This is a genomic window from Vibrio sp. D173a (genome assembly GCF_030248475.1).
Genome location: NZ_JAHGAH010000279.1, coordinates 1 through 14,654, shown reverse-complemented (window position 1 = coordinate 14,654; position 14,654 = coordinate 1). Strand labels below are relative to the sequence as shown.

12 protein-coding genes are annotated in these 14,654 nt (G+C 46.4%); 6 read left to right on the top strand and 6 right to left on the bottom strand.

The window, feature by feature from the left end; all coding sequences use genetic code 11:
- Positions 1–105: 105 nt before the first annotated feature.
- The 6 genes from KIV40_RS24070 to KIV40_RS24045 all read right to left on the bottom strand — a co-directional run bounded on the left by KIV40_RS24070 (position 106) and on the right by KIV40_RS24045 (position 5,841).
- Positions 106–1,257 (bottom strand): ABC transporter permease, encoded by a 1,152-nt coding sequence (locus KIV40_RS24070; RefSeq protein ID WP_285351701.1) that lies wholly within the window; start codon positions 1,255–1,257, stop codon positions 106–108.
- Positions 1,254–2,441 carry an ABC transporter permease gene (locus KIV40_RS24065; RefSeq protein WP_285351699.1) on the bottom strand — a complete coding sequence of 396 codons (1,188 nt, stop codon included), beginning with the start codon at positions 2,439–2,441 and terminating at the stop codon, positions 1,254–1,256. The genes KIV40_RS24070 and KIV40_RS24065 overlap by 4 nt, the downstream gene beginning before the upstream one ends.
- Positions 2,442–2,459: 18 nt before the next feature.
- On the bottom strand, positions 2,460–3,440 hold the full coding sequence (locus tag KIV40_RS24060) for an HlyD family secretion protein (RefSeq protein ID WP_005433845.1): 981 nt from the start codon (positions 3,438–3,440) through the stop codon (positions 2,460–2,462).
- Between the two features lie 3 nt (positions 3,441–3,443).
- The gene (locus tag KIV40_RS24055; RefSeq protein ID WP_012128084.1) at positions 3,444–4,835 is read right to left on the bottom strand and encodes a TolC family protein; all 1,392 of its coding nucleotides are present in this window, start codon (positions 4,833–4,835) and stop codon (positions 3,444–3,446) included.
- A gap of 152 nt (positions 4,836–4,987) precedes the next feature.
- Positions 4,988–5,215 (bottom strand): hypothetical protein, encoded by a 228-nt coding sequence (locus KIV40_RS24050; RefSeq protein ID WP_012128083.1) that lies wholly within the window; start codon positions 5,213–5,215, stop codon positions 4,988–4,990.
- Between the two features lie 464 nt (positions 5,216–5,679).
- Complete coding sequence (locus KIV40_RS24045; protein WP_005434038.1) at positions 5,680–5,841, bottom strand: hypothetical protein; 162 nt, start codon at positions 5,839–5,841, stop codon at positions 5,680–5,682.
- Between the two features lie 229 nt (positions 5,842–6,070).
- Between KIV40_RS24045 and KIV40_RS24040 the strand changes: the two genes are divergently transcribed.
- The 6 genes from KIV40_RS24040 (at position 6,071) to KIV40_RS24015 (ending at position 14,585) form a co-directional block, all read left to right on the top strand.
- Complete coding sequence (locus KIV40_RS24040; RefSeq protein WP_285351695.1) at positions 6,071–7,690, top strand: sensor histidine kinase; 1,620 nt, start codon at positions 6,071–6,073, stop codon at positions 7,688–7,690.
- Complete coding sequence (locus KIV40_RS24035; protein WP_012128081.1) at positions 7,687–8,373, top strand: response regulator; 687 nt, start codon at positions 7,687–7,689, stop codon at positions 8,371–8,373. The genes KIV40_RS24040 and KIV40_RS24035 overlap by 4 nt, the downstream gene beginning before the upstream one ends.
- Before the next feature lie 645 nt (positions 8,374–9,018).
- Positions 9,019–10,521, top strand: a complete 1,503-nt coding sequence (gene zwf / locus KIV40_RS24030) for a glucose-6-phosphate dehydrogenase (protein ID WP_005426592.1) — start codon at positions 9,019–9,021, stop codon at positions 10,519–10,521.
- Complete coding sequence (pgl, locus tag KIV40_RS24025) at positions 10,518–11,234, top strand: 6-phosphogluconolactonase (RefSeq protein ID WP_012128079.1); 717 nt, start codon at positions 10,518–10,520, stop codon at positions 11,232–11,234. The genes zwf and pgl overlap by 4 nt, the downstream gene beginning before the upstream one ends.
- A gap of 40 nt (positions 11,235–11,274) precedes the next feature.
- Positions 11,275–12,723: a decarboxylating NADP(+)-dependent phosphogluconate dehydrogenase gene (gnd, locus tag KIV40_RS24020; RefSeq protein WP_005531010.1), complete on the top strand. Its 1,449-nt coding sequence runs from the start codon at positions 11,275–11,277 to the stop codon at positions 12,721–12,723.
- Between the two features lie 341 nt (positions 12,724–13,064).
- Positions 13,065–14,585: a DUF1254 domain-containing protein gene (locus tag KIV40_RS24015; protein WP_021017710.1), complete on the top strand. Its 1,521-nt coding sequence runs from the start codon at positions 13,065–13,067 to the stop codon at positions 14,583–14,585.
- Positions 14,586–14,654: the final 69 nt, after the last annotated feature.

Here is a 14,654-nt window from a genome sequence, read left to right as displayed (position 1 = left end):
TTCATGGGGCGCATACGAAACTGTTCAGCTCAACTCTGTCACTAGAACATCTACGCAAACAAAAAGGGGCTACGTGAGCCCCTTTCTTAATTGGATGTAAAGCCGTTAACCTAAGCTTTCTGTTACTACTGGTTTGGTATTGCGTTTGGCAATCCAGTAGGCAACGCCGCCCCAAAGTACCGTCAGAATCCAAAGAGCAGTCCAGTGTTTAGCCACTTGCTGCCACGTTGCGCCCATTTGGTTGAGTGCTAAAAAGCCTTTGATTGCCCACGTGCTCGGGCTTAAATCTGCAAACCAAAGTAGTGGGGCAGGGATCGACTCAACTGGCCAAATAAAGCCTGCTAAGAAGATTAATGGCATTGAGCTAACCAGCACGACCAATGTCACCAACTCGCGTCTTGGTAACAAGTAACCGAGCCATAAACCTAAACCACAACAGCCAAGTAAGAATGGCAACAGCAAGGTCAGTAGCTCAACTGCGTTAGCAATGTGGTTGACGTTCAAGCGTTCGAAGCTAAAGCCAAAGTAGTAAGCGCTAAGCAGGTAGTAAATAGCAACGAAGACCAAGGTTCTGGCGAACAGCAAAGCGCCCGTTGGTACTTGCGACCAATAACCGCGACCATGGCGTTGAGTACCGGTCTGCAAACCAATTGCCATGATCAACGTTTGCTGAAGAATCAACACAAACACCGCTGGCACAACGTATTCGATGTAGCCCATCGTTGGGTTGAAGGTTGGCTTCATGTTCAGCTTAATCGCGGAGTAATCATGGCTGGCCATACTCAGTGGCACACCATCAATCACCATCTTGCTCACTTTTACTTCTGCGCCAAGTGTTCCCCCCGCGGTGGCAAGGCCTTCTACAACGGTGCCGTACACCAAAAAGTAAGAAGCATCCGCGGCATACGCCAAAGTAGGGCTGCTACCAAGCAACAAGTTTTTGTAGAAGTGTTCTGGAATAACCAAGAAGCCCGTTATCTCGCGGTTTAAGAACGCTTGTTTTGCATCGGCTATGGTGTGTAGGCGAGTCACCACTTTGACTTGTGGCGTCGCATCTACCATACGTTCAAGCTTTAAGCTGGTTTGGCTGCCATCAAGATTCACAATCGCAATAGGCTGTTCTCTCGGCGTTTGTTGCGCGTACGGGAGCGAGTACAAGAACGAATAAAACACCACGCCACCAAAGACGGTCAGTACCACGACAGGGTTGGTCATCACTGAGCGAAATTCTGTTTTAATCAGTTGCCACAGTGTCATACAGCCTCCTGTTTGCTACCAGTTGAAGACGAGCTATTTAACAAAGCTGTGTTGCGATGTTTTGCCATCAGTGCTGCCGTCATTAAGAGCGGGATAATGTACCCAATCATTGGCCAGAGTGAGCCAATAGATTGTGCGGCACTTGCACCGTAGTTCGCTTGATCTACCTGAACTTCGATGTAATGCGTAATTGGCAGTAATCCTCTCCATGCATGGGCAAGAGCATTCATGTCTGAAACCGGGAAGGTAATCCCCATAAACGCGAAGCTCGGTGCGGTAAACGCGCCAGCAAAGCTCATCGCGCGTGCAGGATCCATCGATAGGAAGAAGAACAAGGCCCCCATGATGATGCACGCGATGGTCGTTACGAACTGCGCTAAGAGCATCACTAAGTAGCTGCCTTCCATCGGCCAATCCAGCAGCACATAAAACCAGATTAAGAACAGTGCGCCTTGTGCCATAAATAACGGGATATATTGGCCAAGGATTTTGCTTAATCGAGTGAAAGGGCGATCGCCTAAGAAGGCGAAGCTGTTGTTGCCATTTCCATAAATACGAAAATGAGCTGCGAGGATCAAAATGGTGCTGACTACGACACAGATCTGCCAGATCGCCGGAACAATCGCTGTCACCAAGAACTGAGCGTAGTTGGTGTTGCGGTTAAACAAGGCTGTAATCTGAGTCGAAATTGGCACTGCTTGACCAATGGCGGCTAACGTTGTGGTATTGCCTTTTGCTAGATTACCCATGGCTTCGAGCTGAGCATCAAAATAGCCTTGAGATTGCGCAACCGCAGAGTTAATCAGCTTCGCGACCAAAATGTATTGGCTGTTAAAGAAGACCGATAGCTGCGGTTGTCGATGCAAAAGAATGTCTTGGTCAAATTGAGGGGGAATCAAAGCATAAGCGTAGATATCACCCTCTATCATCGCGTTCTTCGCTTCTGTTGCACTGGTGTAGTGGTAATCAACAGAGAGGGTTGAAGAGGCATCAAGAGATTGAATCATCTTGCGTGACAATTGTGAGTGCTGCAAATCAACCACACCTATCGGGAGATCTCTGGCAATGCCTGCCGAGAAAACGCCCCACATAGTGACGGCTAATAAGATTGGCACCCACGTCAGGCAAGAGAATAGCCATTTATCGCGTCGCAGGATTTGTCGTTGTGAGATTTGAATCGTCATAGTTTTAAACCAACGCGATTACAGCTCAACCACAACGCTCATGCCCATTCGAAGCTCAGGCTCTGGTTGGGTAGGGCGAGCTTCGACTTCGAAGGTACGAAGATCAAAACCTTTCGATGCGTCTGTTGCACGCCAAGTTGCAAAATCACCCATTACCGCAACGTGAGTCACTTTAAACTCAAGATCTTTGTCCAGTGCAGGTAGGTAAGCTTTGAATGTGGTGCCTTTGGTGAAGTGCTTGAGCAAATCTTCACGTACGTTCAGTGTTGCCCAAGAATCTTGAGTATCAATAACCGTCACAACCGGGAAGCCTTGAGGCGCCAGTTCGCCACTTTGCAGTAGAACTTGAGAAACTTCACCATCAAACCAGCTGTAGATTTGTGTGTCTTTTGCGTACGCTTCTACTTCTGCTACTGCACCTGCTGCCATGCGCGCTTTTTCTGCTGCCGCGACTTTAGTTTCGCTACGCGCACCTTCTTTCGCCATGTTGTACATTTGGAACGCTGCGCTTTCGGTGTATTTCGAAGCTTGCCATTGTGTCATGGCTTCATCGCGTTTTTGCTCTGCGACTACGCCATCTTTGTAGAGGTTATTTACACGTTGGTAAGTCTTTTCCATCAAATCTGCAGCGGCTTTTGCTTTCAACCATTGGTCCTTTGCGGCTTGGATTTGTTGCTCACGCGCGCCTTTTTCTGCTTCTAGTGCCAAGGCGCCAGCGGCTTTTTCACCCGCTTTTGCCTGTTCCAGTTTTGCTTCGATTTCTGGGCTGTGAAGAGTAAAGATCAATTGACCTTTTTCTACATCATCACCTTTGCGCACCATAACTTCATCAATACGACCTGGGACTTTAGAAGATATGCTGTATTGCTGTGCTTCAATCAAACCTTGTAAACGTGCTGGTTCCGGTTGATACGCTTGGTAGAACTGATAACCAACCCAAGAAGCGACACCCAAAGCACACAGTGATAGTAGAGCGGGTTTTAGAGATTTTGCTGCCATGACTTATTTTGCCTCTTTGGATGTGGATGCTGGAACGTAAGCAGTGTGTTGGTATTGAGCGAAGCTGTTCATTTCGCTGCTCAGTGCTAATAGTTTGGTTAAAGAAATCAGATAACGGAAACGTGCTGCTGATTGCTGTGTTTCTACACTCGCGACATACAGTTGCGCGTCGACCACATCTAAAGATGAGGATAGGCCTTGAGTGAACGCTTTCTCGCGTAGACGAAGGTTTTCATCGGCCAGTGCAATACTGGAATCCAGACCTTGCACTTCATCAATGGCTTGCTGGGCTTCTAGGTAGGTTTTTTGTACCAGAAGGGACAAGTCTTGTTTCGCTTGCGATTTGAGTGCGTCAACCTGCGTGACCATGCTTTGCGCGGCTTTGACTTTTTCGCTGCGGCCAGTGGATTCGATCAGTGGGATGTTTACGCCCACGCCCACTAACCAATCTGGTTTCATTTGGCTGGCAAGGGAGTCGTCTTCATACAGGCTGTAATCACCGTACAGGTATACTTCTGGGTAATATCTGCCTTTTTCAGCTTTGATTAGACTTGATGCTTGTTTGTGTTTGGCATCCAACAAATCTAAGCCTGGGTAGGTCAGCAGGGTTTGATCAACAAACGCGCTCAACGGCGGTAGATTGTTGTTAATGAATAGGGTTTCTGAAGGTTCGACGGCATCGTTCTGCGCTAAGATTTTACCTAGAGCCGCTTGAGCGATACTCAGATCACTGGCCGCTTTACGCGTCTCGACCTTGGCTTTGTCTAGTGAAGCTTCAGCTTGAAGGCGTTCAACACGGGCGATTTGGCCTTGCTCTTCCATCTTAATTGCAAAGTCACGGTGTTTGGTTAAGCCTTTTTCTACCGCTTGACGCGTTGCCAATACTTCTTTGGCGAGAACGACAGAAAAGTAGTATTTAGAGAGGTCTTCAAAGCGCGCTTGCTGCTCCATTGCGAGCTGGCTTTTGGCTTCATCCGTTTTACCTTCCGCTGCGGCTTGCGCTGCGTTGATTCGTCCACCAGTAAAAATTGGCCAGATAGCGCGAATAGAAGAAGAGAAGATGTCGCGCTCAGTAATGGTAGAAGTGACATTAAAAAGTGGAGGCAACGTAATGTGCGCGCCAGTACTGTCTAGCAATTGCTGACCAGAAACCGTTACATCGGTGTCTAAACGTGTGTAGTTCGCACCAATACTGACTTGTGGCAAATTGAGGTTATCGGTCGCGCTTTGTTGGTATTCATAGCTTTCAACGTTGGCACGTTGTGCTTTAAGGGAATAGTTGTTTTCTAACAACAAATTCCATGCATCATCAAATGTGATAGGAGCCGAGTGACAAGCAAGAGAAATTGAGCTGCTGAGAAGGCCCAAAATCCAGAGTTTTCCGGTTTTTTTCATAGTGGCTACTGTGCTTTTAGAGTATTGGCTCTGATATAAAGTATTCATTGGAAAGTGTTAAGTGCTTGAAGAAAAGAAATGTTGGAAAAATGTTGCGCCCAATTAAGAGTGGCTTAGCTGGGCGCAGCGTTCATGACGTTGTTTCTAGTGATTCACTTCATGGAAGGGCAGTGAAATTCTGCCCTCCACTCAAGCTGGCGAGAACCTCGCATCGTATTCAGTAGGTCTTTACCGCTCATTTGTGGGAATGATAACAGCACCTTAAGGTCTGCGGAGCTCGTATCACTCTTTTCATAAGCTCTGACGTGCGTAAACGTTGAATACATATTCTCTGACAGCATGGCCTTATTCAGGCAAATTCCAAATGTATCGCGTTCCATGTTTTGGTGTTCCTTCTAACTATAAAAGCACCTCTGTTTATAGTTATCTCAGTGCAGATGGTGTCTAAGCATTTGTCCTATGGTCAGTATTTGTATTTTTATCAATGTGTCTTCAAATTTTCTGACGCAAGTATTGAGCGTTAAATAGACTTCCAATTAGCTGCTTTCTTTGTTCAAAGCTCTCGGTGACTTCTTGACTAAAAATTATACGACGGAAAGTCTAAAAACGCCTCAAAAACCGCTCAATTTGGTGTGATCGCGTTCAAGGTTTAGATGGCAATTTATGTATGATGTTGAATAAATAACAACATTATTTAGCGGGTGATAGGATGCGTTTTTTATATTTCACTGCAGCTATAAATAAGCCGAAGAGTCGAAGACTTGATGTGGTGAGGAGTATGAACACGAGGCAAGAGAGGCTTGCCTCAACTGGAAACAAATCTATCTAGAGAGGTGACTTTGGCTTAGTCATCAGCTCCGCATTTCGCGCACTCTTCATAAGTGCGTTCTCCCTCGCTGATGATGACGTAATCTTTTACACACTTGTCGCACAATGCAAGCTTCGGGTAGGCGAGCTTTTGTTTTTTGGCGTTCTTATCGCCTTCTGTCACGTAGATCTTTCTCATCGATCATCTTTTGGAATTTAAGAGTAGGCGAGATTTTACCGCGATTTTCGTTGGATGTTGAGTCAATGCCGCCACTTATTCAAAGCGTTTACGAATTAACCGTATGTTGACCAGTTCAATTCGTCCGTTCACAGAATTGTCATTTATTAAAAGCGTCGTTGTTAAGTCGGTGTTAATTTAGGGGCATCACCACAGTGACGTGGATCAGCAGTAAAGAAAAGGGATGCCAATGAGTTGGAAAACGATCAGCTTTCGTAAGCGTATGCTCATCATTATGACGCTATCGGGTTTGATCGAGCTGCTCATTCTCGTTGCTGCAGGTTTTACTTACCTTAAATTCGACCAAGAGCAGGAAATGGGTGAGAAAGCCTTGGACATCGCACGTTTCTTGTCTACTTCGCACATTGTGTTGGAGATGATTGAGTCGAAAAACGCCGAGCCATACCAAGCACGTTTTCGTGAAATGACCGAAGCGATTGGCGCGGCATTCATTGTGATTGGCGATAAAGATGGCGTGCGATTGATTCATCCTATCGACGAGCGCATTGGCAAGCCGATGAAAGGCGGTGACAACCAAAGAGCGCTGGTAGAAGGGGAATCGTATATCTCAACGGCGCAAGGCTCTTTGGGCTATTCCGTGCGTGGTAAAGCGGCGATCGTCGATCAGGATGGCAATATCGTCGGTGTTGTGTCGGTCGGCTACTTACTGGAGCGTTTGCAAGATCGCATTGAACCGTTTCTCGCATTCTTGATCTTAATGGCACTCGCGGTGGTGGCGGCTAATGCCATTGTCTCCAACTACGCTTCTCGTAAATTCCAACGTGCTATTTTGGGATTCGAACCAGAAGAGATTGGCCGCTTATATGGTGAGCTCGACGTGACTATGAGCACGATTAAAGAGGGCGTGCTGAGTATTGATGCTCAAGGCGTGCTGCGCTCTATCAACCGCAGCGCTTGTCAGATTCTAGGCATCGATAGAGACGCCGCGCTTAATAAGCCATTAACGGATACCCTTCGTGACAGTGATTTGTATACGGTGTTGGAAACCGGGCAAGAAGATCACGACATCGAAATATTCCTTAATCATAAGCGCCTTATTGCGAACCGTTCGCCGATCTTTGTGGATGGCAAAATCGTTGGCGCAGTATCGAGTTTTCGTCTGCGCGATGAAATCAATGAGCTGACCGAGCAACTTTCACAAACCAAAGAGTATGCCGATTTACTTCGCTCTCAGACTCATGAACACAGAAACAAGCTCAATACTATTAGCGGCTTGGTTCAAATGGGTGAGCTAGAGGCGGTGCAGCAGTTGATTGGGCAAGAAACCGCGCATTACCAAGCGATGATTGAGTTCTTGCGAGATACGATTAAAGACCCGCTTATTGCTGGCATGCTTTTGGGCAAAACAGAGCGTGCACGGGAGCTCGGTTTACAGCTGATGGTAGAAGAAGGCAGCCGCTTAGAACCGCTACCGGAATGGCTAAACGCTGAAGATTTGGTAACCATTCTTGGCAACCTTGTCGATAACGCATTTGACGCGACTTTGTCTGCTATTCGAGTTGAATCTGCGTTTGCCTTAGAACGTCGCAGTATTGATGTATCGATCAGTGATTACGGAAACGAAGTGATATTAGAGGTGGTCGACCAAGGGTGTGGGCTACCAGAAAGTATTGAGCCTCAAGAGCTCATGAAAAAGGGCATTTCAACCAAGTCTCGCCAAGGCCGAGGCGTTGGATTACATCTTGTAAGCCAACTGGCGACGCGTTATCACGGTTATGTTGAGATGCTACCAAATACAGAACATGGAACGAGAATTACCGTGTATTTGCCTAAGGAAGAACAAGTATGAATACGGCAACGCGAGTCATGATCATTGAGGATGACATTGCCATTGCAGAGCTTCACCATAAGTACCTAAGCCAGCTTTCTGGTTTAGAAGTGGTGGGCATTGCTACAACGCGCATGGAAGCGGAAATGCAGCTTGAAGTGCTTAAGCCAGATTTGCTGTTAATGGACGTGTATTTACCTGATGGAACGGGATTAGAAATCCTCAATACATTACGTACGAATAATCAAACCTGTGATGTGATTTTGATTACTGCCGCCCGAGATGTGGATACGCTACAACAAGCGATGCGGGGCGGTGTGGTCGATTATTTGCTCAAACCGGTGATGTTCCCTCGGTTAGAAGCAGCATTACAGAAATACATTTCTCAGCGCCAACAATTGGATGTGGCAGAAAGCTTGGATCAGAATCTGGTGGATAAGATGCTGCAATCGAGTGTTTCAGCAGAAAATACTCCGCAGCGATTACCCAAAGGCATTGATGGTGTGACACTGGATAAGATACGCGCTTTGTTTGGTGGGGAAGTGATGTTTACCGCTGATGAAGCGGGTGAAAAGATTGGTGCTAGCCGCACGACCGCGAGACGCTATCTGGAATACCTGATTAGCTCAGGTGAACTGGAAGCCGACTTAAACTATGGAACAGTAGGGCGACCTGAGCGCTGCTATAAAAAAGTGATGCGGTAATATGTGTTGTTTATTAAAGCAGCGAATATTTATTGTGTAAATAGGTGATGAGGCGGTGGCGATTATTCAGCCACCGTTTTGTTTTCTAGCACATGCTGCTCATTCTTTATCTTCAAACCGATAGAAAGCTCGGTTCAGTCTTCTCAAGTTTAACTCTCAGCAATATAGCGATTGAACGGTAAACTCCACGTAACGCACACTACTTATGTAATGGATTGCAAGTTTGAACAATTATTCTCCAATTTAGAGTTTTTGCTTAAATTTTATAACTTTCGATCTAATGATGATTACTTGTTAATATTCAGTGCTTTACTGTCATTTGTGTAAATTATTTAAACGTTTGCACCAGCAAGTGTTGATGTAAATCAAATAGTCGTAGACAATACGCCCCCGTGTCGGAAATCTCCTCCAGAGAGTGCAAGGTTGTACTCTAGAGACATAAGCGTCCTGAATGCGCTGTAATTGGTGAAATCCTGACTATGGTTAAGGTGCTCAGTTGTTGCAGAGATTTAGGTCTATAGGCTTTACCTATCAACGTAATAGGTAAGACCAATTTTCTATTTTGGGGTGCCATTGATAGGGTTGGCTCAATCCTTTAGCCGTATCCGGGCACACAATAAGTACCTCGTTTTTAAGGGAAAGATGATGGTAATACCAGAAAACAGCAGCATCGTTATTTTTGGTGCTTCAGGTGATCTTACATATCGTAAGTTGATTCCTGCTCTATACCACCTCTATGCGAACAAACAGCTTCCAGAGAATTTTGCCATTCTTGGCGTTAGTCGTACTGAATACAGCGACGATTCTTACCGAGAAAAGCTGAAGAAATCGCTTCAGGAAATGGAGAAAACCGAGCCAGAAACGCTTAATGCATTTATCAACCACCTGCATTACCAAGCAATCAATACTTCTGACACACAAGATTACAGCAAGTTGGCGACTCGTTTAGACCAACTAGCAGACGAATACCAATTCGAACAACGTAATACGCTTTTCTATCTTGCGACGCCACCAAGCCTATACAGCGTGATCCCTGCAAGCCTTGCAGCACACGGCCTGAACAACGAGGAAGATGGCTGGAAACGCCTGATCATCGAGAAACCATTCGGTTATGACCTTGAATCAGCACGCACGTTGGACAAAGAAATCCACGAGCACTTCCAAGAGCATCAGATCTACCGTATCGACCATTACCTAGGTAAAGAAACGGTTCAGAACCTACTTGTCCTGCGTTTCTCTAACGCGATGTTTGAGCCACTGTGGAACCGTAACTTCATTGATTACGTGGAAATCACAGGCGCAGAATTCTTAGGCGTGGAAGAGCGTGGTGGTTACTACGACGGATCTGGTGCAGTACGCGACATGTTCCAAAACCACCTGCTACAAGTGCTAGCAATGGTTGGTATGGAGCCACCTGCACAGATCAATGCTGACGCGATGCGTGATGAAGTCGTTAAAGTGCTTCAGTGTCTGAAACCACTGGATGAGAACGCACTGCGTAACGACCTTGTATTGGGTCAGTACACAGCATCGGATGTTCGTGGTCAGCACCTTCCGGGTTACCGTGAAGAGAACGGCGTAGCAGACGATTCTCGTACCGAGACTTACATCGGCCTGAAAGCTTACATCAACAACTGGCGTTGGAATGGCGTGCCTTTCTACGTACGTACAGGTAAGCGTCTACCGACCCGCGTGACAGAAGTGGTTATCCACTTTAAACAGACACCACACCCAGTGTTTGGTCAAAACGCACCAGAGAACAAGCTGATTATTCGTATTCAGCCAGACGAAGGCATCCAAATGAGCTTTGGTCTGAAAGAGCCGGGCGCAGGCTTTAAAGCGAAGGAAGTGAAAATGAACTTCCACTACGCTGACCTGCAAGAAACCCAAATGCTAACTGCTTATGAGCGTCTACTTCTTGATGCCCTAAACGGTGACGCAACGCTATTTGCTCGTAGCGATGCGGTTGAAGCGTGTTGGAAATACGTGCAACCGATTCTAGATTTCAAGCAAGACCCACAAGCGCTATTCGGATACGCATGTGGTACATGGGGACCAAAAGAAGCGGACGACTTGCTACAGCGAGCTAACCGCGCATGGCGTTTCCCTTGTAAAAACCTAACAGATACGGACTACTGCGAACTATGATCAACCACAAGATCTACCAAACAGCAGAGCAGGTAGTAGAAAGCCTTGCTAACGACATGAAAGCGTTTAGCGAAATGGGCCGACCTGTTCACATCTCACTTTCTGGCGGCAGCACACCAAAAATGCTGTTTAAGCTTCTAGCAACAGAAGCTTACGCGACGTCAATTCAGTGGCAAAACCTACACTTCTGGTGGGGTGATGAGCGCTGTGTTGCGCCTGATGATGCAGAAAGTAACTATGGCGAAGCGAATGCTCTACTATTTACACAGGTGAATATTCCTGCTGAGAACATCCACCGCATCCGTGGTGAAGAAGAGCCAGAAGCAGAAGCACAGCGCTTTGCGAAAGAGATGTCAGAAGTGATTCCAACTGAAAATGGCACTCCTGTGTTTGATTGGATCTTGCTTGGCGTTGGCGCAGATGGTCATACCGCATCACTGTTTCCTGGTCAGACAAACTACGATGATGAGAACCTATCAGTGTTGGCTTCTCATCCTGAGTCTGGTCAAATTCGCGTATCGAAAACGGCACGCGTACTAGAAGCAGCGAAGCGCATCAGTTACTTGGTACTTGGCGCTGGTAAAGCAGATATTATCGAAGAGATTAACAGCTCACCAGCACGCGTACTGCCATATCCGGCAGCTAAGATCCAAGCGAAAGCGGGTCTGACGGAATGGTATTTAGATTTAGACGCAGCGGCAAAAATCGTTTAATACGGCCGCTGGTCGAATAAAAGACAATTGGAGAGAAACAATGAAAGGTGATATCGGTGTAATCGGCCTTGCTGTAATGGGTCAAAACCTTATCCTTAACATGAACGACCACGGCTTTAAAGTTGTGGCTCACAACCGTACTGCTGCAAAAGTAGACGAGTTCCTGGAAGGTCCAGCGAAAGGCACAAACATCATCGGTGCATACTCTCTAGAAGAACTAGTAGAGAAGCTAGAAACGCCACGTAAAGTGATGCTTATGGTTCGTGCAGGTGACGTTGTTGACACGTTCATCGACAACCTAATCCCGCTTCTAGACGAAGGCGACATCATCATTGACGGTGGTAACACTAACTACCCAGACACAAACCGTCGCGTAGCACACTGCCGTGAGAAAGGCATTCACTTCATCGGTACTGGTGTATCTGGTGGTGAAGAAGGTGCACGTTTTGGTCCTTCAATCATGCCTGGCGGCGCGGCTGAAGCTTGGGAAGCGGTTAAGCCAATCTTCCAAGGTATCTCTGCAAAAACTGACGCTGGCGAGCCATGTTGTGACTGGGTTGGTAACGACGGTGCTGGTCACTTCGTTAAGATGGTGCACAACGGCATCGAATACGGTGACATGCAGCTTATCACTGAAGCTTACCAATTCATGAAAGACGGTCTTGGTATGTCTGCTGACGAGATGCAAGCAGTATTCGCTGATTGGAACAAGACTGAGCTAGACAGCTACCTTGTTGAAATCACGGCTGACATCCTTGGCTACAAAGATGAAGACGGCGAGCCTCTAGTTGAGAAGATCCTAGACACAGCAGGCCAAAAAGGTACTGGTAAGTGGACAGGTATCAACGCACTAGACCTAGGTATTCCTCTAACGCTTATCTCTGAGTCTGTGTTCTCTCGTTGCCTATCTGCACTGAAAGATCAACGTGTTGAAGCGGAATCTCTATTCGGCAAGACAATCACTCCAGTTGAAGGCGACAAGCAAGAGTGGGTTGATGCACTGCGTCAAGCGCTACTAGCTTCTAAGATCATCTCTTACGCTCAAGGCTTCATGCTAATGCGCGAAGCATCGAACGAAAACGGTTGGGACCTAAACTACGGTAACGTAGCACTAATGTGGCGTGGTGGTTGTATCATCCGTTCTGCGTTCCTAGGCAACATCCGTGATGCGTACGAAGCAAACCCAGATATCGCATTCCTAGGTTCTGATGAGTACTTCAAAAACATCCTGCAAGGTAGCCTAGCAGCATGGCGTAAAGTAGCAGCGAAATCTCTAGAGTCTGGCATCCCAATGCCATGTACGATTTCTGCGCTATCTTTCCTAGACGGTTACACAACAGCTCGTCTACCAGCAAACCTGCTTCAAGCTCAACGTGACTACTTCGGTGCTCACACTTACGAGCGTACGGATCGTCCACGTGGTGAATTTTTCCACACAAACTGGACTGGTACAGGTGGCGACACAGCGTCTACAACTTACGACGTTTAATCCGCAGTCAGAAAACGGATAAAAGCAAAAGGATGCCCAAGTGGCATCCTTTTTTCATTCTTACCCTATAGAAACTCAAAGAGCTTAGTGGGTAGAGTCAGAGTGTTTTCACTCCGCATTTATATTGTCTCTCTTTTGCTCGAAATATACCCAAAAAGTAGGCTAAAGATTTCTCAAAAAAGATTAAATATTGACCTGGTAGACAGTTTTTAATAGAGATTTATTGTGAGTTTCATTGCATAAAAAGGTGTGTCGGCAATTTTGATTGTGGCGAGCATCAGAATTGATTCCTAACTTTAAGTAGAGTGAATGTATCGCAACTGATAACGCAGGAAATTCTTATGCTAAAGACTCAACTCAAACGTATCGCTGTGCTTACTGGCTTACTGGTTTCATCTTCTGTTCTGGCAAATACCAGTAACTACAACACAGATGTTCCAACAAGCATCATGACGCCGAATACGGTAGAAACAAGCATCGGTACTTTGAATTTCAAGGATGGTGTGCCAAGTCAACAAACCATGGATACGCTCTATAACAATCTCGATACTATGCGAGCAACAGAAGTATTCATGAATGCCATCCCTATGGCGTCGTTAGAAGCGTTACGAATTGGACATGAAAAGATGGGATTGACGAAATCCAATCAGGTGATGCTATTTGATAACTTGATGGATTCAAATCCTTTATTTCTAACCGGTAACACGGATACCGTGTATGCCTCTGCTTTCCTTGACTTAGAACGTGACGGACCAACGGTTGTGGAAATTCCACCGGGCATGGGGCCTACTACGGTCAATGATGCCTTCTTCCGTTTCGTGACTGATATGGGCGTAGTAGGGCCAGATAAAGGTCAGGGCGGCAAATACCTTATCTTGCCACCAAACTACGATGGTCCAGTACCTGAGGGCTACCACGTTTCTCAATCGACAAGTTACGTGAACTGGTTTATCGCGAGAGGCTTCCTGAAAGACGGTAAAACGGATGCAGCGGTCAACTCGTACCACACTGGTTTGAAGATTTATCCTTTGTCTAAGAAAGATGATCAACCGAAAATGGCCTTCACTTCAGGTAGTGGTAAAGCCTTCAATACTATTCACGCCAATGACGAACATTTCTATGACGAAATCAAAGTGGTGATCGACAAAGAGCCTATTGATTTTATCGACCCAGAAATGCGCGGTTTGATTGCGACAATTGGTATTCAAAAAGGTAAGCCGTTCGAACCTGATGCGCGTATGCAGAAGATCCTGAAAGATGGTGCAGCGATTGGTAACGCAACGGCTCGTGCGCTGATGTTCAACCCACGCACAGAAAACGCGTACATTTGGGACGACCGTAACTGGAAAACTGCTTTTATCGGCAAAGATTATCAGTGGCTGATTGATGAAGGTAAAGGCGGACGTAATCTGGATGCGCGTACTTATTTCTTCTACATGGCAACGGTAAACACGCCAGCGATGGCGCTTAAGATGATTGGCAAAGGCTCTCAGTACGCCATTGTTGATAAAACGGCAGAGGGTGAGTTCTTTGATGGTGGTAAGAATTACAAGCTGACGATTCCTGCGAATGTGCCAGCGAAGAACTTCTGGTCTGTGGTGGCTTACGATACGCAAACACGTTCAGAGCTACAAACGAGTCAACCGTTCCCAAGTAAGAACGATAAACGTGACCAGATGGTTGAAAACCCAGACGGCTCAGTAGACTTGTACTTCGGTCCAACCGCTCCGAAGGGTAAAGAAGCAAACTGGATTCAAACGGTTCCAAACAAAGGTTGGTTCAGTATCTTACGTATGTACGGTCCTTTAGAACCATGGTACGACGGTTCTTGGAAGCCAAGTGATATCACTGAAGTGAAATAAGACCATCGCAAGATACGACAAACTGAAGGTGAAAGCCGACCTGTTAATGGGGCTGTCTCTTATACACAA

Bases quoted from the DNA above. Each gene is read 5' to 3' on its own strand.
- KIV40_RS24070 (WP_285351701.1), bottom strand. From the start codon at position 1,257: ATGACACTGTGGCAACTGATTAAAACAGAATTTCGCTCAGTGATGACC.
- KIV40_RS24065 (WP_285351699.1), bottom strand. From the start codon at position 2,441: ATGACGATTCAAATCTCACAACGACAAATCCTGCGACGCGATAAATGG.
- KIV40_RS24060 (WP_005433845.1), bottom strand. From the start codon at position 3,440: ATGGCAGCAAAATCTCTAAAACCCGCTCTACTATCACTGTGTGCTTTG.
- KIV40_RS24055 (WP_012128084.1), bottom strand. From the start codon at position 4,835: ATGAAAAAAACCGGAAAACTCTGGATTTTGGGCCTTCTCAGCAGCTCA.
- KIV40_RS24050 (WP_012128083.1), bottom strand. From the start codon at position 5,215: ATGGAACGCGATACATTTGGAATTTGCCTGAATAAGGCCATGCTGTCA.
- KIV40_RS24045 (WP_005434038.1), bottom strand. From the start codon at position 5,841: ATGAGAAAGATCTACGTGACAGAAGGCGATAAGAACGCCAAAAAACAA.
- KIV40_RS24040 (WP_285351695.1), top strand. From the start codon at position 6,071: ATGAGTTGGAAAACGATCAGCTTTCGTAAGCGTATGCTCATCATTATG.
- KIV40_RS24035 (WP_012128081.1), top strand. From the start codon at position 7,687: ATGAATACGGCAACGCGAGTCATGATCATTGAGGATGACATTGCCATT.
- zwf (WP_005426592.1), top strand. From the start codon at position 9,019: ATGGTAATACCAGAAAACAGCAGCATCGTTATTTTTGGTGCTTCAGGT.
- pgl (WP_012128079.1), top strand. From the start codon at position 10,518: ATGATCAACCACAAGATCTACCAAACAGCAGAGCAGGTAGTAGAAAGC.
- gnd (WP_005531010.1), top strand. From the start codon at position 11,275: ATGAAAGGTGATATCGGTGTAATCGGCCTTGCTGTAATGGGTCAAAAC.
- KIV40_RS24015 (WP_021017710.1), top strand. From the start codon at position 13,065: ATGCTAAAGACTCAACTCAAACGTATCGCTGTGCTTACTGGCTTACTG.